Here is a 20,557-nt window from a genome sequence, read left to right as displayed (position 1 = left end):
GCTGTCCTACGTGCCGTTCTTCGGCCGGGTCAGGTCGTAGAAGGTGGCGCCGCCGACCGTGACCTCCTTGTAGTCCTTCTCCACCCAGGAGGAGATCTCGGACGAGGTGCCGCCGTTTCCGCCGCCCCCGCCCGTACCGCCCGCGATGAAGTAGTGGATCCTGCCGTCCTCGACGTACTTCTTGAACTGGGAGAGCGTCGGGGACGGGTCACTGCCGTTGAAGCCGCCGATCGCCATCACCGGGTCGCCGGTGGTGAGTTGGTAGCTCGCGGCGTTCTGTGAGCCGATGGCCGCGGCGACCCAGGTGTAGTCGCCGGCGTCCTTCTCCAGGAGCTTCTCGGCCGCGGCGCCGACGGTCGGGCCGCCCAGCAGACCGCCCATGCCGCCGCCTCCCGGGGCACCGCCCTCACCCGTGCCACCGGGTGGGGCGACGGGAGCGGTGCCGGTGCCGGGCACGGCTCCCGGTTGTCCGCCGTTCTGCTGGTTGCCGCCCTGGCCTCCTGTCGGGGGCCGGCCCATGCCGCCGCCCTGCTGACCGGCCCGACCCGGAGGCCGCATTCCGCCGGCCATCGCGTCGCCCGTGCCCCCGGGGCCGCCCCGGCCACGGCCACCGGGGCCGCCCATGGAACTGGCCCCGGACGGACCGGCCGTGACGATCGAGCCCTGATGCCCGGTGTTCAGCGTGGAGAGGGTGTACGCCGTCGGCCCGGCCAGCGACGCGACAAGGCTCACCCCGACCGCCACGAGCGCCGGTCGGCGTCCGACACGCGCTGCGATCAGCAGACCCGCCGCTCCGGCCAGGCCTCCGGCGAGGACGGCCCAGCGCAGCCACGGCAGGTGGTCCGGCGTCCGCCCCAGCAGGACGTACGACCAGAGCGCGGTCACCACGACCGTGACGCCGAGCGCCCCGCGCGCCCACCACCTGGACCGTTCCTCCCACAGGACCGTGGTGCCCATGCCGACGAGCGCCGCGAGATGCGGCGCCAGCGCCACCGTGTAGTACTGATGGAAGATGCCGGCCATGAAGCTGAAGACGAGCGCCGTCATCAGTAGCGAACCGCCCCAGGCGAGGAACGCCGCGCGGGCGGTATCGGTGCGCCTGGTCCTCCAGGTGAGCCAGACGCCCGCAACGAGCAGAATCAGCGCGGCGGGCAGCAGCCAGGAGATCTGGCCGCCGATCTCGGAGTTGAACATCCGGCCGATGCCGGTCTCCCCCCACTGGCCGCCGAACCGGCCGCCGCCTCCCCCGACGCTGCCCGTCTCGTCGCCGTTGATCCGGCCCAGGCCGTTGTAGCCGAAGGTCAGCTCCAGGAAGGAGTTGTTCTGTGAGCCGCCGATGTACGGACGCGACGACGCCGGCCAGAGTTCGACGATCGCCACCCACCAGCCGCCCGCGACGACCGTCGCCAGTGCCGAGAGGCCGAGCTGACCGAGCCGTCTGCGTACGGGGACCGGTGCGAACACCGCGTACAGCACGGCCAGCGGCGGCAGGACCAGGAACGCCTGCAGGGTCTTCGACAGGAACGCGAAGCCGACCGCGACACCCGCCCACACCAGCCACCTGGTCCGGCCGTGCTCCATCGCGCGCAGCACGCAGTAGACGGTGACGGTCATCAGCAGCGCCAGCAGGGCGTCCGGATTGTTGAAACGGAACATCAGCGCGGCGACGGGCGTGAGGGCGAGCACCACCATCGCGATCAGCCCGGCGGCGGCGCTGAAACGGCGGCGTACGGCCGCGTACAGCACCCCGGCCGTGGCCACCCCCATCAGCACCTGCGGGGCCAGGATCGCCCAGGAACCCAGGCCGAGGACGCGCACCGACAGAGCCATCGGCCAGAGCGCGGCCGGGGGCTTGTCGACCGTGATCGCGTTCGCGGCGTCCGACGAGCCGAAGAAGAAGGCCTTCCAGCTCCGGCTGCCCGCCTGGACGGCCGCGGAGTAGAAGGAGTTGGCGTACCCGGAGGCACTGAGGTTCCACAGGTACGCGAGCGCGATGGCCAGCAGCAACGCCAGGAAGGCGGGCCGCACCCAGCGCGGGTCCTCGGGTCTGCCCCGCCACACACGGTGCGCCAGGGGCCTGTTCGGTCGGGCGTGGCCGGCGGCCGGTGCCGCGGGAGGGAGCGCCGGCGCGTCCGGCGGGGCCGGAAGGTGGTCGGGACGCAGCGTGGTCATCGGGTGTTCCCCCGTTCGTGGTGGGTGTCGTCGGCGTGCCCGGCGGGTCCCACGGAGGCTCCGGGGGCCACGGGGGCCGCAGGGCTTCCGGCAGCGCGCTCCGGGAAGACCCAGGCGCGGAAGAGCAGGAACCGCAGCACCGTCGCCGCGAGGTTCGCCGCGATCAGCACGGCGAGTTCCGTGACGTGCGACGGCGATCCGGACGCCGCTCCCAGTGCGGCCAGCGAGCCGCTGGTCAGGGCGAGACCGATGGCGAAGACGACCAGGCCCTGCGCCTGGTGGCGTACGGCTCCGCCCCGGCCGCGTACGCCGAAGGTGAGCCTCCGGTTGGCCGCCGTATTGGCGACGGCCGACACCAGCAGCGCGCCGCCGTTGGCGATCTGCGGGCCGGCGCCCAGCCGGAAGAGCGAGTACAGGACGAGGTAGAAGAGCGTGGAGAGCGCGCCGACGACACAGAACCCGACCAGTTGCCGGGCCAGTCCGCCCGGCACCCCGCTCAGCGCGCGGTCGCGCGGATCGTCCCCGAAGGGCCTCGCCAGCCGGTCCAGCGGCAGTGCGCCGACCGCCAGCGCCCGTCCCACCCGCCACACGCCCCTCAGGTCCTCCGTCGCCGTCCGCACGATGTGGACGGTGGAGTCGGGATCGTCGACCCAGTCGACCGGCACCTCGTGGATGCGCAGCCCGGCCCGCTCGGCGAGCACCAGCATCTCGGTGTCGAAGAACCACCCCGTGTCCTCCACCATCGGCAGCAGCCGCTGCGCGACCTCCCGCCGGATGGCCTTGAACCCGCACTGCGCGTCGCTGAACCGGGCGGCCAGCGACGAGCGGAGGATGAGGTTGTAGGCCCGCGAGATGAACTCCCGCTTCGATCCGCGCACCACCCGCGAGCTACGGGCCAGCCGCGAGCCGATCGCCAGATCGGAGTGGCCCGAGATCAGCGGTGCGACCAGCGGCAGCAGCGCGTTGAGGTCGGTGGAGAGATCGACGTCCGTGTACGCCAGGACCGGGGCGTCCGAGTGCGACCAGACCGTGCGCAGCGCCCGTCCCCGGCCCTTCTCCTCCAGCCGGTACGACCGCACCCGGGGCAGCGCCGCCGCGAGTCCGGCCGCCACCTGCGGCGTACGGTCGGTGCTCGCGTTGTCCGCGACGGTGATCCGGAAGGCGTACGGGAAGGTGCGCGCCAGATGGTCGTGCAGGCGCAGCACACACGGTTCGAGGTCCTTCTCCTCGTTGTGGACGGGTACCACCACATCGAGTACGGGGTCACCCGCCGCATCGACCGCTCCGGCCAGAAGGTGGTCCCGGGCCGGCAGGGCGCTCCAGGGAGTGTCGGTTTGCATGCCACCGACATTCGTCAACCCCGCTGTCACGCCGGTGTGCTGAGCCTGTCCCCCCGCTGTGAGTGCGGCGCGGCCGGGGACCCGGCCCCGGGCTCCGCGGGCAGCTGGACCGTGAACACCGTGCGCCCCGGGACCGAGGACACCTCCACCCGGCCGCCGTGCGCGGTGACGACGGCCTGCACGATGGCGAGCCCGAGCCCGGTGGAGCCCGCGTGGCGGGAGCGCGAGGCGTCGCCGCGCGCGAACCGTTCGAAGACGTGCGGCAGCAGCTGGGGCGGAATGCCGGGCCCGTCGTCCTGGACCTCCAGCGTCGCCGGGGACCGGCCGGCCGCGGCACGCACCCGTACGGTGACGGTCGTGCCGGGCGGGGTGTGGGTACGGGCGTTCGCCAGCAGATTGACCAGCACCTGGTGGAGCCGGGTCGGATCGCCGTGCACGGTCACCGGCTCGTCCGGCAGGTCGAGGCGCCAGTGGTGCCCGCGCTGCCCGGCGGCGCGGGCATCGCTCACCGCGTCGACGACGACCGGGGAGAGGTCGGTGCGCTCGCGGCTGAGCGGGCGCCCGGCGTCCAGGCGGGCGAGCAGCAGCAGATCCTCCACCATGCCCGTCATGCGCTCCGCCTCGGACTCGATCCGCCCCAGGGCGTGCCGGGTGTCGGGGCCGGTCTCCTCACGGCCGCGGCGGGTCAGTTCGGCGTATCCCCGGATCGAGGCCAGCGGGGTGCGCAGCTCGTGGCTGGCGTCCGCGACGAACTGACGTACCCGCGTCTCGCTCTCCTGCCGCGCCTCCAGCGCCGAACCGACGTGGCCCAGCATCCGGTTGAGCGCCGCGCCCACCTGGCCGACCTCGGTCCGGGGGTCGGCCTCGGCCTCCGGCACTCGTTCCAGGGGCGCCACCTCGCCGCTGTGCAGGGGGAGTTCGGAGACCCGGGTCGCGGTCGCGGCGATCCGGCGCAGCGGCCGCAGCGCGACACCGACCATGGCGACGCCCGCGATTCCGGCCGCGACCAGACCGGCGCCGGTGACACAGACCTCGACGAGGATCAGGGTGGTGAGGGCGGAGCGCACCTCGGCGGCGGGGATGCCGACGAGGATCGTCGTCCCGTGCGGGCCCGCGACGGTCTGCACCCGGTTGGGGCCGAGACCGGGCAGATCGATGTTCCGCGCCCCCTCCCCGGCAGGGATCTCCGCCGCCGCCAGCGCGTTCTCCTGGGCGCCGGTCATCGGCTGCCCGCCGTCCTCGGTCCCCTGCCCCGGCGTGAGGGAGGTCTCCACGACCACCCTCGACCCGGTGACCGAACCGTCCGCCACGACGGCCCCGAAGGCTCCGACGGGCAGCCCGCGCGCGTCGATGAAGGCCAGCGGGTCGTCGCTCTTCGGCGCACCGCCCGGCATCGGTCCCGCGCCGCCACCGGGCGGCTTCCCGGCCCGCATGGCGATGGTCTTCAGCTGGTCGTCGAGCTTGCCGTACATGTAGCTGCGGTAGGCGATGGTGGTGACCGAACCGATGACCGCGGCCACCACGGCGATCAGCGTCACCGCCGAGACGACGAGCCGGGTCCGCAGCGTCCACGGCCCCCGCCGCCGGCCCACGCGCCTGCGCACGGGGCTGTGCACGGGGCTACTCACCGGGCTTGATGAGGTACCCCGCCCCGCGCCGGGTGTGGATCATCGGCGACCGTCCCGCGTCGATCTTCTTGCGCAGATACGAGATGTACAGCTCGACGACGTTCGCCTGCCCGCCGAAGTCGTAGTTCCACACCCGGTCGAGGATCTGTGCCTTGCTCAGCACACGCCGCGGATTGCGCATCAGGAAGCGCAGCAGCTCGAACTCGGTCGCGGTGAGGTGGATGGACGTCCCGCCCCGGCTCACCTCGTGGCTGTCCTCGTCGAGGACCAGATCGCCGACGACGAGCGTCGACTCGCTGCGCACGGCCGCCGTACCGGAGCGCCGGATCAGACCGCGCAGCCGCGCCACGACCTCCTCCAGGCTGAACGGCTTGGTGACGTAGTCGTCGCCGCCCGCGGTGAGACCGGCGATCCGGTCCTCCACCGCGTCGCGCGCGGTCAGGAAGAGCACCGGGACCTCGGACAGCTCCCGCCGCAGTCTGCCGAGTACGGCGAACCCGTCCGTGTCGGGCAGCATCACGTCGAGGATCACCGCATCGGGCCGGAAGTCGCGCGCCATCCGGACGGCACCGGCACCGTCCCCGGCGCTGCGCACCTCCCAGCCCTCGTAGCGCAGGGCCATGGAGAGCAGCTCGGCGAGCGGAGCCTCGTCGTCCACCACCAGCACACGGACGGGACTGCGGTCCGCCCTCAGCAGTTCGGTACGCCCCAGGGGCGAGGTCGTCGTCATGACTCAACCCTGTGAGGCGCCTCTGAGAGGGCCCTTTCCCGATTCTGTGAATTCCCTGAGAAAAGGCGGCCCGTCAGGAGCGCTCCTTTCGGGACCGGCCTCTTCACGAGCGGCCCTTCGCGAGCGGCCCTTCGCGAGCGGCCCTTCGCGAGCGGTCAGTCCACGGCGAACAACGCGCTCGCGTTCCCGTGACAGACCGCGCGCAGCCAGTCGTCCCCCAGCTCCAGCCGTTCCAGCGCGTGCAGTTGATGCGCGTACGGATACGGGATGTTCGGGAAGTCCGTCCCCAGCAGGATGCGGTCCCCGAGCGCGGCGAGCCGCCCCCGTTCGGCCACCGGGAACGGGGCGTGGTCCTCCGTGAAGTCCGTGAACGCCATCGTCGTGTCCAGCCGCACCTCCCGGTACGTCTCCGCCAGCGCCAGGAACTCCGCGTACTCCGGCATCCCCATGTGCGCCACGACCAGTCTCAGCCGCGGATGCCGCGCGAGCAGCCGGCCGACGGGTTCGGGCCCCGTGTGCCTGCCGGGCGCGGGCCCGGAGCCGCAGTGCGTCACCACCGGGATCCCGGCCTCCGCCAGCAGCCCCCACACCGGGTCCAGCAGCGGGTCGTCGGGGTCGTAAGCGCCGACCTGCACGTGCGACTTGAAGACCCGCGCCCCGGCCTCCACGGCCTCGCGCACGTACCGCTCCACGCCGTCCTCGGGGAAGAAGGTCGCGGTGTGCAGACAGTCCGGCACCCGGCGTGCGAAGTCGGCCGCCCAGCCGTTCAGCCAGGCCGCCATCCCGGCCTTGTGCGGGTAGAGCATCGAGGTGAACCGGAGCACGCCGAACGACCGCAGCAGCGCGAGGCGTTCGTCCTCGTCGTGCCGGTACTCGATCGGCCATTCCATCCCGGTCAGCGGCCCGGCGGAGTCGAAGTACGCCCAGACCTTGCGCAGCACCCGCTCCGGCATGAAGTGCGTATGGACGTCGATGATCCCGGGCAGCCCCAGCCGTTCCCGGAACCGCGCGACGTCGTCGGTGTCACCACTCACTTCGCACCCCTTCCACCGTCCGCCCCCGACGATCTCAGAACAGCCCGCCCTGCACTCCACCGCCCCCGATGTCGGCCACCGGCACATCCACCCCGGCCCCCGGGTCGGCGCCCGCCAGCTCCCACCCGGTCATCAGCCGGGAGTCCAGCACCACGGCCCCGTGCGTCACCGTCTCCAGGTGCAGATCGGGCCCGGCCGCCGCCACCAGCCGTCCCCCGACCACACCGCCGTCCACCAACTCGGTGACCGCCCACGCCACCTCGACCGCGCCCTCCAGCCCGAAGACCCCGGCATGATCGACCGCCTCGAACGGCAACCGCTCCAGCGACTCCGGCCACCCCGCCCCCTCCAGCGCCACGGCCCGCCCGTAGAGCTCCGCCACCTCGGCACGCCGCTCCGCCGCCCCCGGCAGCACCGCGCGCACGGCCCGCTTCCCGGCGTAGGGAATCCGGTCCGGCACCCCGAGCGCCGACCGCAGCAGCTCCTCGGTCCGCCGCGCCGCCATCAACGGCCCCCGCCCCAGCCAGCTGAACACCACGGCCCCCTGCTCCCGCAGCCGCGCCGCCTCCCGCTCCTCCGCGGTGATCCCGACCTTCACCATGCCCGGCCCGAACCAGGCGAGATACACGCGGTACGTCCGGGGGTCGTCCGCGATCGTGTCGGCGGCCACCGAGTGCGCCCGGTCCAGCCGCGCACACTCCGGGCACCGGGCCCCGGTGCTCCGCCCCGACACCACTGCCCCCACCGGACACGCGTTCCCCCGCGCCCCGACACAGCCCCGCCGCCCCACGGCCCGGAACCCGAGCTCCGTCCCGTAGGCCGGCGCGCTCACCCGTACGACCCCGCCGCGCCGCCACCCCAGCACGGGCAGCCCCCGCGCGTCCGGCCACCGAAGCCCGGTGCACTGCCAGCCCATGCGTGAACTCCCGGATTCCGATTCGGTCGGAGGAATGCCAAGAGGCCCCCGGATTCTTCCGGGGGCCTCTTGCGACTGTGCACTCGGCAGGATTCGAACCTGCAACCTTCTGATCCGTAGGCGGGTGCGCACACGGATCATTCGGTCTGTCACGGCTAACTGGCCCCGGTGACCATGATGCACCTGTACGCCGGTGCATCCCTGCGTGCACCGACGTTGATGTCAGGTGCTGATGTCAGTCGCTGCCGACCGACCTTCGACGTCCCAGAGACAGTACGGTCACCCAAGCGTTGGGGCGGCTTGCCGAGGTTGCAGGCCCGGCACTGAGCGCACCCCATACGGTCGCAACACTGGCGCAAACCTCGGCGAGGTGATTGAGCGGCGGAAGCGTGAAAATGAGGACCACCACGACGATGACAAGCCCCCACGGGCTCATGCGGGTTGACGGTAATCCTATGCAGTGAGCGACACTCATAGAGGCCTCCTGTTAGGTCGAGCCCGCCCCCTGCCCGCCGTCGGAAGCAGCAGGGGGTGGGCGCACTGAAACTCTGCCCTCACAGAGTGCCGCATTGCTTGCGGAAGCACCCCACCCCACCCCACCACCCACGCGCACATATTCCATTTAGCGAATCGCAGAGCAAACCTTGAGTGCTGCGAATCCAGCACTAAACAGGGAAGTTGGCCGGTATTTGCCACCCACCCCCAATTCCTATTGCGTACGCAATAGGAATTGGGGGTAGCTGCGGGCAAAGTCGCGACGTCATCGGGTCGAACCCCCTCCTGCCGAACATCGGCGCAACTCCGCGAGTGAACCGTGGGGCGGAGCAGATACCCCCCCGAGACCTTCGCGCCGCGAGAGCGGGGCACCACCCCGCAAGGCGACGACACTCTCCGAGGCATTATGGACCAGCAAAGAGGCTTTGTGACTAAGGTCACAGATTGGGTGTCTCGGTGTTACGGCCTTTGGAACGGAGATGGGACGAAGTACCGCTGTGAACGGCAGCGTGCGGCGGTGGACGAGACGGAGATTGAGACAGCGACCCGAATCACGCAGCGGAGCGCGACCCTATTGCCAAGGGCGAATCGGGGAGACTCAGCGCGGTGACCGAGCGTTGAGCCAGCCACCCTGAGCGTCGATGCGATGGGCTCTCCGTCCGTACATGCTGGAACCCGATTCCCTGGTAGTAGTCATGCAGGCCCTTGTTGGTTCGCCACGTGTCTATACGCACCCAGTCACGCCCCTCCAGAGCTGCGAGATTGGACGCCCAGTCCACGAGGCGTACGCCAAGGCGGCGGCCGGCAGCCTTACGAGCCACGATCAGCTTGTAGAGGTAGAACGCCGATTCCGGGCGGTCGTCATCCGTCCAGAAATCGCGGTCAATGGGCCCCCTGCTGACAGTCGCCAAGATGGACTCGGATCCATCGACGACGACCCACGCCCGCCCCTCGTCGATGGATGTTCGCCACTTTGTGATGGCATTCCTTCCAGTCTCAGGGTCGCTCCACTGGTCAGTCCCCTTGCATCCAAGCCAGCTCTCGGCCTCCGTTCTGAGTGCCATGAGTGCCTGTACGTCCGCTGCTCGTGCAGGGCGGATGTGCTCAGTCGGTGTCGACTTCATAGAGGATCTTGTGCCTATCGCCAGGGAGGATGGTGACCATGCAACGCAACGGCTTTCCGTCCACGTCGTAGCCCGTTCGCGTGTGCTCGGCTACCGGCGTTGCCGCAGGTAGGGCAAGAAGTTCAGCTTCATGGCGCGTCGGCATCCGCACCGCGATCTCATCCCTGTACTTGACCTGGATGAGGCCGACGGACGCGAGCACACCACCGGGCGCTGCTACGTCGCGCGGCTCCATGAGGAGCGTGCCTGCGACGAGTTCCTGCGGAAAGTACGAGTCGGCGAGAGCGTAGGGGCGGTTGTCGACGTACCGAATTCGCTTGCGGGCCACGGCCAGGCCGCCGTCAGGCAGCGCGAGCGCATCACGGACGTGTGAGGGCGGCTCGACGATGGAGACGGTGATCTCCTGCCGAGGGGACTGGCCATCCAGCGCTATGGCGCTGGCCCACTGGTCACCCGCTGTCTGACCGTTTACGGCGTTCTCGTGGCGGCTCCGGCTTTCCAGGGTCGACCAGTTCCAGACCACAGGTGGGTAGTTCTCGCGGACGTATTTGCCCTGGCCCCACCCGGTGACGACCAAACCCTCTTCAACAAGGGCTCGGACGCCCGCGCGTACGGTCTCGCGGCTGTAGCCGTACTGGCTCATCAACTGAGACTCGCTAGGTAGCGCCGCCCCAGGGGCTAGCTCCCCCTGCTCAATCTGCCTGCGCAGGTCAGCCGCGATCTCCTGCGCCTTTGTCATTCCGCGTCGCACGGGCATCTCCACCTTCTGCTCCGACTCCTCCGTACAAGTTAGACGAGAAGGCTTGACTGGCCAAGGCCCAGCTGTGCAGACTCAGATCACGGCACTCCTCCAGACAAGTCGTACGGGGTGTCACGTACGTTGCTGTGCCAGCTCGGCATGGCAAGCACGACCGCAGAGCGCCCGGCGGGTCCCGTGAGGACGGGAGCCCCTCTGACCAGGGGTTACCGCGCTTGCCGGGGAGCGACTGTTCTTTGACAACTGAATGGGGATCACGCCGCCTCTCCTCGGCCAAGTAGGCGGCCACGCGGGATTCCCGCGTGATGCACAGCGCAACCCACAACCCCGCAGCGCCTCGGCGATGCGGCCGGTTGCCTCCTCTGCCCGTCCGGCCGCCGGTCGTACGGGCGGGGCCGAGGGGAGCCGGAGAACGTCATTCCTGCTTCACCCATAGACGGCGCGCGGCCCCGGTGTCCTACCACCGGGGCCGCTGTTTGGGCCGTCCACCGCTAAGGAGAAAACGACCCATGAAGAACATCGTTGCTGGTCACGAGGCCGTTACGGCCACTGAGTTCACTGAGCTGGCACTCGGTATCGATCTGGAGCTGTTCACCGGTCCGGCCGCGGAGTCCGCGATGGAGCGGGCGGCGCGGCTGGACGTGGCTCACGAGGTCCTCGCGGAGCTCCGGGAGAGCGACCCGGAGACCGCCGCCTACGCCGAGGGCCTGCTGCGGACCCTCCCGCTGAAGACACGGCGGCCGGATGGTCGGCGCCCGCGTCGCACGGTCCGCGGCGCGGTGAAGGGCCACGCGGCCGGTTCGGCGGTGGCTGCGTGATGGAGTACACCGCGCAGATCTCCAACCGTGCCGGCCGGTGGCGCTTGTACGTCGTGCTGCTGGGTGTCCCGGTCTCCCAGTGGCCTGAGCACGACTTCAGCCCCACAGTCACCGTCCCGACGGTGGCCGAGCGTTCACGGGCGCTCACCGCGCTTGGCTTCGTGTTCACGGACGACGCCGAGTGGGAGTGGACCGAGTACAGCGAGACGCACGGCGACACCACGTCGCCGGTGCGGCTGCTGGCCTCCATCCGCGTGCGTTCACGGGACGGGGGCGCGTCGTGAACAGTGCTCAGATCCGTTCAGCGGACCGGGCTTTGTCGGTCGGCACATGGCTGATCGTGGCCGGGGCGATGCTGTACTCGATCCTCACCGTCACCCCCCTCGCGGCCCGTCATACCCCCGAAGAATGGCGCTGGACGGCCCCCATCCTTCCGTTGGTGGTTGACGCCGCTGTGGTCATCGTGGTCCGCCTGGACGCGACGCTGGCCCGGCTGGGCGGGCACGGCGGCCGGTGGCCCATCGTCCTGCGGTGGATGACCGGCTGCATGACCCTCGCCCTGAACGTGGCCGACTCCGCCTTGCAAAAGGACCTGGTCGGCGTGGCTGTCCACTCGGTCGCGCCGCTGCTGCTCATCGTCACGGCAGAGACCGGGCTCGCCTACCGGCGGGCCATCGCTGCCGCGCTGAGCGAGCTGAACGCCCGGCAGCAGGCCGAGAAGGAAGCCCGCGAACAAGCGGCGGCACAGCGGCGGGAAGCAGCCGAGCGCAGTGCCCGCGAGGAGCGCGAGCACAAGGCGGCGCTGGTGCGTGAACAGCGGGAGCACGAAGCCCGCTTGGCCCGTGAACAAGCTGAACGCGAGGACCGGGCACGGCGCGAGGAACAGGCGCAGACCGAGGCACGGGAGCGGGCTGAGCGTGAGGCCCGTGAACGCGCCGAGGGCGAGCGTGAACAGCAGCAGCGCGAGCGTGAACGCCGTGAGCAGGAGGCCGCGGACCGCCGGGAACGCGAGCGGCGCGAGCGCGAGGAAGCTCAGCGCCGTGAACACGCGGAGCGGGCCGAGCGGGCGCGTCGTGAACGTGCCGCGCTGCTGGCCGGCGGACCCGCCGAGGAGAAGCTGCCCGAGGACCGGGCCCGGCAGATCGTCACCGCCGGGTTCGAGTCGGGGCTCACGGTGCGGGCCGTATCGGAGCTGTGCGGCTGGTCGACCGGCTGGGTGACCGCCCGCTACCAGGAACTGCGCGAGACCAACCACACCGTTCTGGAAGGAGCCCTGTCGTGAAGCTCTCCCCCCACAGCAGCCCGGCCGAACCGGCCGATCTCCTGATCCGGATGCACAACCTGGTCGGCGCCGCCGTCGACGTCACCGGCCACAGCCACGGGAAGGCCTCCCGCTGGTACTGCCACGGATGCGGACAGCGCTCCGAGTTCCCGGCCGTGGACATCGTCTCCTTCACCCGTCGCAAGGCCAATGACCACGCCGGTCAGTGCCGGGCGGCCTATCACCACCTGCACCGATGAGCCTGCCCGTCTACCGCTGGCGCCTCGCGCCGGACGGTTACGCGACCCGCCGTCAACTCCGGGCCCTCGGGCTGCGGCCGGGCGGTCAGGACGTCGCCGCCCAGCTCGAACGCCCCCGCCGTCACCGGGGCCCGCTGGTCGCCTATCTCTACCGCATCGACCACGCCAAGCCGGTCCGCCCGATGACGCCGGGCCGTGCGGCTGCGCTCGCCAGCGCCATGACCGCCCGGCGTACCTGCCCGGCGTGCGGGCGGGATGCCGGTTACTGCATCCCGCGCTCGCTCGGCATGTGCGTGACCTGCCACGACACCGGCGCGATCCAGCACCACACCGACCTGGAGGACTGACATGGCACAGCAGATGCGCGAGTACCACTTCGTCATCACCGCTCAGAAGGCCTTGCCGGGCGGCGTGGGTGCTGCGATGGCCGACTTCTCCGGCTACCTCACCCCCGAGCCCGGCTGGACCCGGCACGACACGTTCCTCGCGATCCGGGCCGAGTTCGAGAAGCGCTACCCGGAGATGGTCCGGGCCTGCATCGTCTTCTTCTCGCTCGAACCGAACCAGCTCTGACCTCGTACGACTCGCTGCGCGGTGGCCCGGACGTCTGCTTGGACGGCCGCGTCCGGGCCACCGCCTCCTCCACAAAGGAGTGCGTTCAGCATGACGGAAGTCAGTACCGAACCGGTAGCAGCCCCCGCTGCTGCCCCGCCCGAAACGCGCCCGCCCACCTCACCGACAACCACCGCATCCACTCAGCCCACCGGCACCGAGGTGCAGCACACGGCGGGCGGGTGGCCGGTGGTGCCGCTCGCGGTGACCGGGGTGAACTCCACGATCGGGCTGGTCGCCGCGTCCGCGCTGGCGGGCGGCCCGGTCGGTGCGGCACTGGCCGCCGCCGGTGCCGCCGCAGTCGGCGGAACAACCGCCCTGCGTCGCCGCAGCCAGACCCGCCGCACGGCGGCCAAGAAGCAGCCCGGCACCGTCCGGAAAGCCGCCGCGCACCGCACCGGCGGTGCCGGTCGGGCTGTCCCGTCACAGGGGCGTGTCACGGCGTCGCGCTCCACGGGTGCCGCGTCACGGCCCCGGGGCGGCACGAAAGCCGCCCTCGGTAAGGGGCGTTCGGCCGGTTCCGGTGCGAGCCGGGGCGCGGCAGGGAAGCCCGCTGGTCGTCTCGGCTCGGCCGGCGGGAGGGTCGCGCAGGTCAAAGCCCTGCGGGGCGCTGCCCGGTCACAGGCACCGACCCGTAACGCCGCCCGGTCGCAGGACGTGCAGGCGCGGCGTTCGGTGGCCGATGCCCGCCGTGCCGCCCGCGCGGCGGGCATGGGCGGCAAGTCCCCTGCGGGTTTGGCCGGTCGGGCCCGCACGGCGGCGGTCAGCAAGGCCCGGTCCGTTCGTGACGCGGCGGTGCGCAAGGGCCGTGCGTCACGGGACGTGCGGGCCGCGGACCGGCTGAACGCGAGCCGGGACAGGGTCCGTAAGGCCGGTGTCCGCAAGGCGGCCCGCAGCGCGCTGCGCCGGTCGGCGGTCCGTAAGCAGGGCCGCCGCCTGCTGGCCGCGCTCCTGGCCGCTCCGCTGGGTGTGGTGGGGATGCTGACCACACCGCTCGGCCGGAAACTCGGCTGGTCCTGGCTCCAGCAGCCCGGCCGCCGCCTGTTCCGGCACATGATGCGCTCCGCCGAGGAGCGCAAGGCCGCCCGTGACGCCGCGATACGCGCCCGGCTGGCCGCCGAGGAGAAAGCGCTCGATGACGCCGCTGCGGGCGATGCCCCGGAGATCGGCGACAAGGTCCAGCGCCCGTTCCACCTGCTCCCCGCCCCGTACACCACGCCTGTGGAGGTCGTCAGCATGTCCGGTTTCCGGTTCGAAGAGGCCGCCGCCGAGATGGAGAACGCGGCCCGCACCTATGAGCCCGAGAACAGCATGGAGATCCTCTCCATGGTCGAGAACCTTCCCGACGCGCTGACGTCGGTGGCCAACACCTTCCGCATCCTCGCTGAGCGTTCCGACAGTGAGTTCCCGCTGGAGAAGGACATCGCCGGGGCGTTCGACGAGATCTACGGCGCCCTGATGCGCGCGGTGGACGCGTCGGGTGACCTCGGTGAGCTGTTCCGCCTGGTCCACGAGCACGACATCGCCCGCCACGAGGACCCCCGCAACGGCCCCGAGGCCGAGAAGGGCTGGAACGTCTGACATGAGCACCAACACCGCCACCAACAAGCAGTCGGGTGGTCCGGTGTGGGACTGGGCTGCTGGTCACGGACCCGTGACCGGCGCCCTGTCCGCCACCACCGGAGCCTTCGCCCTGGCCACCACCGGCGCCGCCACCGGCATGCCCCCGGGCTGGGCGCTCGCCGTCGGCGCGGCCGGCGCGATCGGCCACACCGTCACCGGCCTGCGGGACCGGCTCGCCGCCCGCACCATCGGCATGCGGTCCGCTTCCTGGCTGGTCGGGGCCGGATGGACGACGTGGGCCATGACCAGCGGCCCGCTGACGTGGGCCGCGCTCGGATCGCTCGCCACGATCGGCGCCGGTATCGGCGCCGCAGCCCGCTCCACCCTCCTGCACGAGGAGGCCCGCGAGCTGGAGGCCATCGCCGCCGATGAGCGCCAGGTCGCCCGCGAACTCAGTGCGGAGCGGCGGGCGATCGCCGCCGAGTGGATCGACCGGGTACAGCGGGTCTGCGGTCTCACGCTGCGGGTCCTCGCGGTGGAGATCTGGCCCACCGGGACCGGGTACACCGTCGATGCCGAACTGCCCTCCGGTGGCGCCACCTACGACAAGATCGCGGGCTACTCCGCGCAGCTGTCCGCGGATGCGCGGCTGCCGCACGGCTGCACCGCGGTTGCCTCGCAGGGCATTCACCAGGGCCGCGTCCTGATCGACGTGACCACGGTCAACGTCCTCTCCGAGGAGCGCACTTACCCGTCCGACTACAGCCCCTTGTCGATCTACACCGGCATCCCGTGGGGCTACCGCACCAACGCCGAAGAGATCTGCGTCTACCTGCGCGAGCAGTGCGCGCTGGTCGTCGGCCCGACCGGGTCCGGCAAGACCAACATGGTCCACGTCATCCTCGCCGGGTTCGCCCGCACCACGGACGTCCTGACCTGGGTGATCGACCTGAACGCCGGATCGGCCGGCCTGTCCTGGGTCCGCCCCGCGCTCGACGAGAACGGGTCACCGGTCGAGGGTGTTCGGCCGGGCATCGACTGGCTTGCCTCGACGTACGAGGAAGCCGCCCTGATGCTCGATGCGGCCCTGGCGATCGGGCTGCGCCGCAAGGTCGCCTACCAGGACCTCATGGCTGAGCGGAACACCGACCAATTGCCGATCGGCGCGAAGATTCCGCAGATCATGCTGGTGGTCGATGAGGGTGCGGAGATCCTGACCAGCACCGACCGGCAGATGAAGGTCCTTGCGAAGAAGATCCTCGAAGTGATCCGGATGCTGCGGGCCATGGGCATCCGCACGGTGCTCACCGCGCTCGGTGCCACCGGCTCCGTCCTCGGCAACCTGATGATCCGCCGGGAGGCCAAAGCGCGGGTCTGCCTCACTGGTGGCGAGGTGGAGGGCATGGACCTGGGCAAGGTCTTCCCCGGTTCCCGAGGGCTCAAGGTGGACCAGGCCCCGTTCAAGGGCGCCGGGTTCATGGGCACCCCGGAGTCCGCGGCGGCCCTGTTCAAGAACTGGCGGATCCTGCCCAACCAGATCCGCGACATCGTCGTCGCCACCTCCGACATGCACCCACACCTGGACGACATCTCCCGCAAAGCTGCTGGAGATGCCTACGCGAACCGGTGGGCACCCGAGCGCACGGCCTGGATGCGGGACACCACCCCCGCCCCGGCCACCGACACCCCCGCGCAGACGGCCGGCAGTACCGGCGGGCTGAACCTCTCCGCGCTCCGGGGCAATCGGGAGTCCGCTGAGGAAGCGCTCGCCCGGAAGTTCCGCGAGCAGATCGACGCCGAGTTCGCGACCTTCGCCGAGCCCGGGACGAACACCGAGCAGCCCGCGGCGGGCGGGCTGAACCTGTCCGCGCTCCAGAACGAGGACAACGCCGCGCGGCAGGCCGCGCTCGCGCTGCTGCTCGCCGCTGGACCGGACGGAACCGGCGCCTCGGCCATCGCCCGGGCGCTCGCCGACGAGCACGGCACCACCCGGCAAACCGTTGTCGGCTGGCTCAAGACATGGACCGAGGACGGCACCGCCGTACGCGTCGGCACCGGCACCAAAGCCCGCTACGTCCACCGCCAGCACGCCCCCGATAACCCCACCGAGGGCTGAACGCCTGTCGCTTGTCGCCACCGGCCCAAGAAGCCCTCCAGGGGGCCTTCTGTGGGCCGGAAACGGCTTGTGACCTGCAAGGCGACAAGCGACAAGACAAGACAAGCGACAAGGCACACGACAAGCCAGACGACAAGCAACACGACAAGCCGACGCGGGCGACACCCCTTCACATCCCGGGGTGCCGCCCGCGCTGCTGAAGGAGCCCCGTCGTGCATGACACCACGTACACGATCACCACCCCGGCACCCCACACCACCGTCCAGCCGACCTACCTCCCCGCCGCTGAGGGGCCGGTGATGCTGCCGTCCGAGATCCCGCCCGGCGTCCAGATGGTCACCCTCCCCGGCGGCGTCCGCACCCTCGCCTACACCCCCGAACAGGCACCCCCCGCACCGCCCGTACCGGTCGCGCAGCCCATCCCGGCATGGGCCAAGACCACCGCCCTGCTCGTCCCCACAGTCGGCGGCGGTGTCGCTGCTGCCGGTATCGGACTCTCCTACGCAGCCCCGGGACTGATCGCCATGAGCCAAGCCCTCTGGGCCACCGTCGCCCTGATCGCCGCCGGGGCCATCGGCCTCCCCGTCCTCCTGCGCCTCGCCCGCAGCGGCACCGGCGGCGGACGGTCGACGACCCACATCACCCAGAACATCACCGCGCCCGGCATGTTCGGCCGCGCCAACGGCACCATCAACCACCGCTGACGGGGCCGGTCATGCCGTTACTCGACTGGCGCGACAACCGGCACTTCGACGCATCCCGTGACCTGCCCTGCGTGCTCTGCCGCCGTCCCACGCCAATGCGCTCCCACGACCGCGAACCCGTCCACAAAGTCTGCGCGGAAGCGTGGCTCGACCAGCACCCCGAATCCCCCCGCTTCCACAACTGACCAGAAAGCAGGAACCCATGCCCAACCTGAAGCCCTACGCGACCCAGGTATCCGACGCCATCGCCCGCCTCAGCGGAATGCGCACGCTGCGCTGCACGGCGCCCGGCTGCACCCTGCGGATCCGCTACCGCGCCGTCACCCCGGACGAGGCCCGTTGGCTGGCCGCGCTCGCCCACGACCACACCCGCCACGGCAACCGGAAGTAGCTACGCCGAGGGCGGCCCCCTCTCACGCCAATGAACCGGGGCCGCCCTCGTCTGCCAGCACTCTTTACAGAACTGGAGACATCCAGCATGACGCAACCTGTCCCCATCCGGGAGCTCCCACCGCCCGCGGGTGGCATGCGGTTCTACCTCACCACCCACAAACGCCACTGGCTGCGCTGGACCAATGAGCCGCTGTTCTTGAAGTCCGAGCACTTTGACCGCGCGGTGAAGTGGGATGTAGCGCAGGGCCCCTATGCCATCGACTCCGGCGGCTTCATGGAGCTCAAGGACAAGGGCACCTGGGAACGCACCCCGCGCGAGTACATCGCCAGCCTGCGCCGGATCTGGGAGCACGTGGGCCCCTACGACTGGGCCGCGCAACAGGACTGGATGTGCGAGGAAGCGATCATTCACGGCGGCTGGTTCGGCGGCCAGTACTTCGTCGGAACCCACCTCAGCGTCGCCGAACACCAGCGCCGTACCGTCGCCAACTTCCTCGAACTGCGCTCCCTCGCTCCAGACCTGCGCATCGCCCCCGTTCTCCAGGGGCGCAGCATCCCGGAGTACGAGCGGTGTGTGGAGATGTTCGAGAACGCCGGGGTTGATTTGCAGCGTGAGCCGGTGGTGGGACTGGGGTCGGTGTGCCGGTTGCAGTCCACCCGCGAGGGCGCCGCGATCGTCACCGCGATGGCCGCACACGGCTTACGCCTGCACGGCTTCGGCTTCAAAACCCTCGGCCTGAACCGGGTCGGCCACCTGTTGGCCTCCGCCGACTCTGCTGCCTGGAGCTCCCACGCACGGCGCCGCCCACCCCTGCCCGGCCACACGCACAAGAACTGCGCGAACTGCTTCGACTACGCCATGCGCTGGCGCACCCGCGTCCTTGAGGGCCTCCCCACCTGGCACCAGCCCACCATCGACGGGAGCGAAGCCGCATGAACACCCACTTCACCGCAGCACTCGCCGCCGCCCTGGCCGCCGCTGAGCGCGGCTGGCACGTCTTCCCGCTCCGCCCCGCCGACAAGCGCCCCGCCCTCCACGGCGAAGCCGCCTGCCCCCGGGTCGGGGACTGCGCCGGGGGCCACTGGAAGTGGGAGGACCGGGCCACGGTCGACCCGGGCCGTATCCGCGGGGCGTGGGCCGACCGACCGTTCAACATCGGGATCGCAACGGGCCCGTCGGGGCTGGTCGTCGTCGACCTCGACATGCCCAAGCCCAACAGCAGTAAGGGCACGCCTTGCGGCGTGACAACCTTTGGGGCGCTCTGCGAGCGCGCCGGGCAGGCCGTTCCCGCCACCTACCGGACCCGGACCGCGAGCGGTGGACACCACCTGTACTTCACCGCCCCTCCCGGCACTCGGCTCGCCAACAGCGCGGGCAAGCTCGGACCCCTCATCGACACACGAGCCTGGGGCGGATACGTCGTCGCCCCCGGCTCCGTCGTCAACGGGCAGGCGTATGAGGTCATCGACCCCGTACCCGTGGCCGAACTGCCCGCATGGCTGTTGGGTGCCCTCACTGCCGAACCGGCGCCCGCGCAGCCGGTACGTATCCAGGTACCCCGGTTCGGCAACCGGGCCGCAGACGCCGCCCTGGAGCGCGAGACCGCCACCGTCCGGGCCACCACCGAGGGTGGCCGCAACGCGCAGTTGCTCAGGAGCGCTCGCGCCGTGGGTCGTTTCGTCGCGTGGGGCGACCTCCCCCGGCACGAGGTAGAGCAGGCTTTTCAGGAGGCGGGCGAGTCGACCGGACTCCCGGCGGCCGAGTGCCGCACCACGATCCGCAGCGCCCTCAACTGGTCCATCCGAACCTGCCGGCCGAGGGGGACCGCCGCGTGAGCACCCCGCGCCGCCCCCACCTGAAAAGCCTCCCCCCACCCTCCACCGGCCCCAGCACCGCCAATCCCGCCCACACCCCGTCCGGCAGTGGTGCGCCGAGGGTCGTCGGCCGTAAGGCCGTCCTTTCATCTGTTCTTTCTGACCAGCCGGTTGGCGACGGCCGGTACCCGATCGCCTGGCTCACCATCAGCGCACCCCGCGGCGCCGTGCCCACCGCGACAAGCATCTGTGAGTGCGGACGCAACCTCTTCGCCGCAGGCCACCGCAAAGCCCTCGCCCTGATCGCAGACCACACCGCCCACCGAACCCGCTGCCCGCTGCGCACCACCGAGGAAAGGATCGCCACATGACCGCGACACCGACCACCCCGCCCGTCGACGGTGCCGCCCTGCTGGCCGAGGTGGAAGCCTTCCACCGCAGGTTCAACGTGTTCCCCCGCGAGGCCGCCTATGTAGCCGTGGCCCTGTGGGACGCGCACGCCCACCTCCTCGACGCGTTCGACTCCACCCCCAGGGTGGCGTTCCTCTCCCCGGAGCCCGGGTCGGGCAAGTCCCGCGCGCTGGAAGTGGTTGAGACCCTGGTGCCCCGCCCGATGCTGGCAGTGAACGCGCGGGCCGCCGCGCTCTTCCGGTCCGTCTCCGACCCGGCCGGACGACCGACGATCCTCTTCGACGAGATCGACACCGTTTTTGGTCCCAAGGCTGGGGACAACGAGGAACTGCGCGGCTTCCTGAACGCCGGACACCGCCGCTCCGGAGTCACCTACCGGTGCATCGGCGACGGCGGAAACCAGACCGT

At 70.9% G+C, this 20,557-nt stretch carries 21 protein-coding genes and 1 pseudogene; 14 read left to right on the top strand and 8 right to left on the bottom strand.

Going from position 1 to position 20,557, the window contains the following annotated elements:
• Positions 1–6 precede the first annotated feature (6 nt).
• The 8 genes from ACIOHC_RS28255 to ACIOHC_RS28220 form a co-directional block, all read right to left on the bottom strand.
• A complete protein-coding gene (locus tag ACIOHC_RS28255) occupies positions 7–2,172 on the bottom strand; it encodes an ArnT family glycosyltransferase (RefSeq protein WP_401844480.1) in 2,166 nt (721 codons plus the stop codon).
• Positions 2,169–3,512 carry a glycosyltransferase gene (locus ACIOHC_RS28250; protein ID WP_401844477.1) on the bottom strand — a complete coding sequence of 448 codons (1,344 nt, stop codon included), beginning with the start codon at positions 3,510–3,512 and terminating at the stop codon, positions 2,169–2,171. Before ACIOHC_RS28250 ends, ACIOHC_RS28255 begins: the two co-directional genes overlap by 4 nt.
• A 26-nt stretch (positions 3,513–3,538) precedes the next feature.
• Positions 3,539–5,128: an ATP-binding protein gene (locus ACIOHC_RS28245; protein ID WP_401844474.1), complete on the bottom strand. Its 1,590-nt coding sequence runs from the start codon at positions 5,126–5,128 to the stop codon at positions 3,539–3,541.
• A gap of 4 nt (positions 5,129–5,132) precedes the next feature.
• Positions 5,133–5,870, bottom strand: coding sequence for a response regulator transcription factor (locus tag ACIOHC_RS28240; protein ID WP_351076167.1), 738 nt, complete (start codon positions 5,868–5,870; stop codon positions 5,133–5,135).
• 155 nt (positions 5,871–6,025) lie between these two features.
• Entirely contained in the window at positions 6,026–6,904 is an 879-nt protein-coding gene (locus tag ACIOHC_RS28235) for an amidohydrolase family protein (RefSeq protein WP_351076169.1), read from the bottom strand.
• Between the two features lie 34 nt (positions 6,905–6,938).
• Positions 6,939–7,820, bottom strand: a complete 882-nt coding sequence (locus ACIOHC_RS28230) for a DUF2797 domain-containing protein (RefSeq protein ID WP_351076171.1) — start codon at positions 7,818–7,820, stop codon at positions 6,939–6,941.
• Between the two features lie 1,046 nt (positions 7,821–8,866).
• Positions 8,867–9,379 (bottom strand): GNAT family N-acetyltransferase, encoded by a 513-nt coding sequence (locus tag ACIOHC_RS28225; protein ID WP_401844470.1) that lies wholly within the window; start codon positions 9,377–9,379, stop codon positions 8,867–8,869.
• A gap of 40 nt (positions 9,380–9,419) precedes the next feature.
• Complete coding sequence (locus tag ACIOHC_RS28220) at positions 9,420–10,196, bottom strand: GntR family transcriptional regulator (RefSeq protein ID WP_401844581.1); 777 nt, start codon at positions 10,194–10,196, stop codon at positions 9,420–9,422.
• A 509-nt stretch (positions 10,197–10,705) separates the two neighbouring features.
• Here ACIOHC_RS28220 and ACIOHC_RS28215 point away from each other — a divergent pair.
• The 14 genes and pseudogenes from ACIOHC_RS28215 to ACIOHC_RS28150 form a co-directional block, all read left to right on the top strand.
• Positions 10,706–11,014, top strand: coding sequence for a hypothetical protein (locus ACIOHC_RS28215; RefSeq protein ID WP_401844467.1), 309 nt, complete (start codon positions 10,706–10,708; stop codon positions 11,012–11,014).
• Entirely contained in the window at positions 11,014–11,298 is a 285-nt protein-coding gene (locus tag ACIOHC_RS28210) for a DUF6303 family protein (protein ID WP_401844466.1), read from the top strand. The genes ACIOHC_RS28215 and ACIOHC_RS28210 overlap by 1 nt, the downstream gene beginning before the upstream one ends.
• Positions 11,295–12,296 (top strand): DUF2637 domain-containing protein, encoded by a 1,002-nt coding sequence (locus ACIOHC_RS28205; protein ID WP_401844463.1) that lies wholly within the window; start codon positions 11,295–11,297, stop codon positions 12,294–12,296. Before ACIOHC_RS28210 ends, ACIOHC_RS28205 begins: the two co-directional genes overlap by 4 nt.
• On the top strand, positions 12,293–12,535 hold the full coding sequence (locus ACIOHC_RS28200; RefSeq protein ID WP_401844462.1) for a hypothetical protein: 243 nt from the start codon (positions 12,293–12,295) through the stop codon (positions 12,533–12,535). Before ACIOHC_RS28205 ends, ACIOHC_RS28200 begins: the two co-directional genes overlap by 4 nt.
• Positions 12,532–12,882 (top strand): RRQRL motif-containing zinc-binding protein, encoded by a 351-nt coding sequence (locus ACIOHC_RS28195; RefSeq protein ID WP_401844459.1) that lies wholly within the window; start codon positions 12,532–12,534, stop codon positions 12,880–12,882. Before ACIOHC_RS28200 ends, ACIOHC_RS28195 begins: the two co-directional genes overlap by 4 nt.
• Before the next feature lies 1 nt (position 12,883).
• Positions 12,884–13,108, top strand: a complete 225-nt coding sequence (locus tag ACIOHC_RS28190) for a hypothetical protein (RefSeq protein ID WP_401844457.1) — start codon at positions 12,884–12,886, stop codon at positions 13,106–13,108.
• A 90-nt stretch (positions 13,109–13,198) separates the two neighbouring features.
• Positions 13,199–14,728, top strand: a complete 1,530-nt coding sequence (locus ACIOHC_RS28185; protein WP_401844455.1) for a hypothetical protein — start codon at positions 13,199–13,201, stop codon at positions 14,726–14,728.
• Between the two features lies 1 nt (position 14,729).
• Complete coding sequence (locus ACIOHC_RS28180) at positions 14,730–16,826, top strand: hypothetical protein (protein ID WP_401844452.1); 2,097 nt, start codon at positions 14,730–14,732, stop codon at positions 16,824–16,826.
• A gap of 212 nt (positions 16,827–17,038) precedes the next feature.
• Entirely contained in the window at positions 17,039–17,530 is a 492-nt protein-coding gene (locus tag ACIOHC_RS28175) for a hypothetical protein (RefSeq protein WP_401844450.1), read from the top strand.
• 202 nt (positions 17,531–17,732) lie between these two features.
• The gene (locus ACIOHC_RS28170; protein ID WP_401844449.1) at positions 17,733–17,921 is read left to right on the top strand and encodes a hypothetical protein; all 189 of its coding nucleotides are present in this window, start codon (positions 17,733–17,735) and stop codon (positions 17,919–17,921) included.
• A gap of 87 nt (positions 17,922–18,008) precedes the next feature.
• Positions 18,009–18,860: a hypothetical protein gene (locus ACIOHC_RS28165; RefSeq protein WP_401844447.1), complete on the top strand. Its 852-nt coding sequence runs from the start codon at positions 18,009–18,011 to the stop codon at positions 18,858–18,860.
• A complete protein-coding gene (locus ACIOHC_RS28160) occupies positions 18,857–19,759 on the top strand; it encodes a bifunctional DNA primase/polymerase (RefSeq protein WP_401844446.1) in 903 nt (300 codons plus the stop codon). The genes ACIOHC_RS28165 and ACIOHC_RS28160 overlap by 4 nt, the downstream gene beginning before the upstream one ends.
• Before the next feature lie 206 nt (positions 19,760–19,965).
• Complete coding sequence (locus ACIOHC_RS28155) at positions 19,966–20,109, top strand: hypothetical protein (protein WP_401844444.1); 144 nt, start codon at positions 19,966–19,968, stop codon at positions 20,107–20,109.
• Positions 20,106–20,557, top strand: a pseudogene (locus tag ACIOHC_RS28150) (DNA primase); the annotation flags it as partial. The gene ACIOHC_RS28155 and the pseudogene ACIOHC_RS28150, both read left to right, overlap by 4 nt.

Source organism: Streptomyces sp. NPDC088252, from assembly GCF_044740965.1.
Classification (GTDB): domain Bacteria; phylum Actinomycetota; class Actinomycetes; order Streptomycetales; family Streptomycetaceae; genus Streptomyces.
The sequence above is the reverse complement of the archived record's forward strand: the minus strand, read 5'-3'. Positions and strand labels throughout refer to the sequence as shown.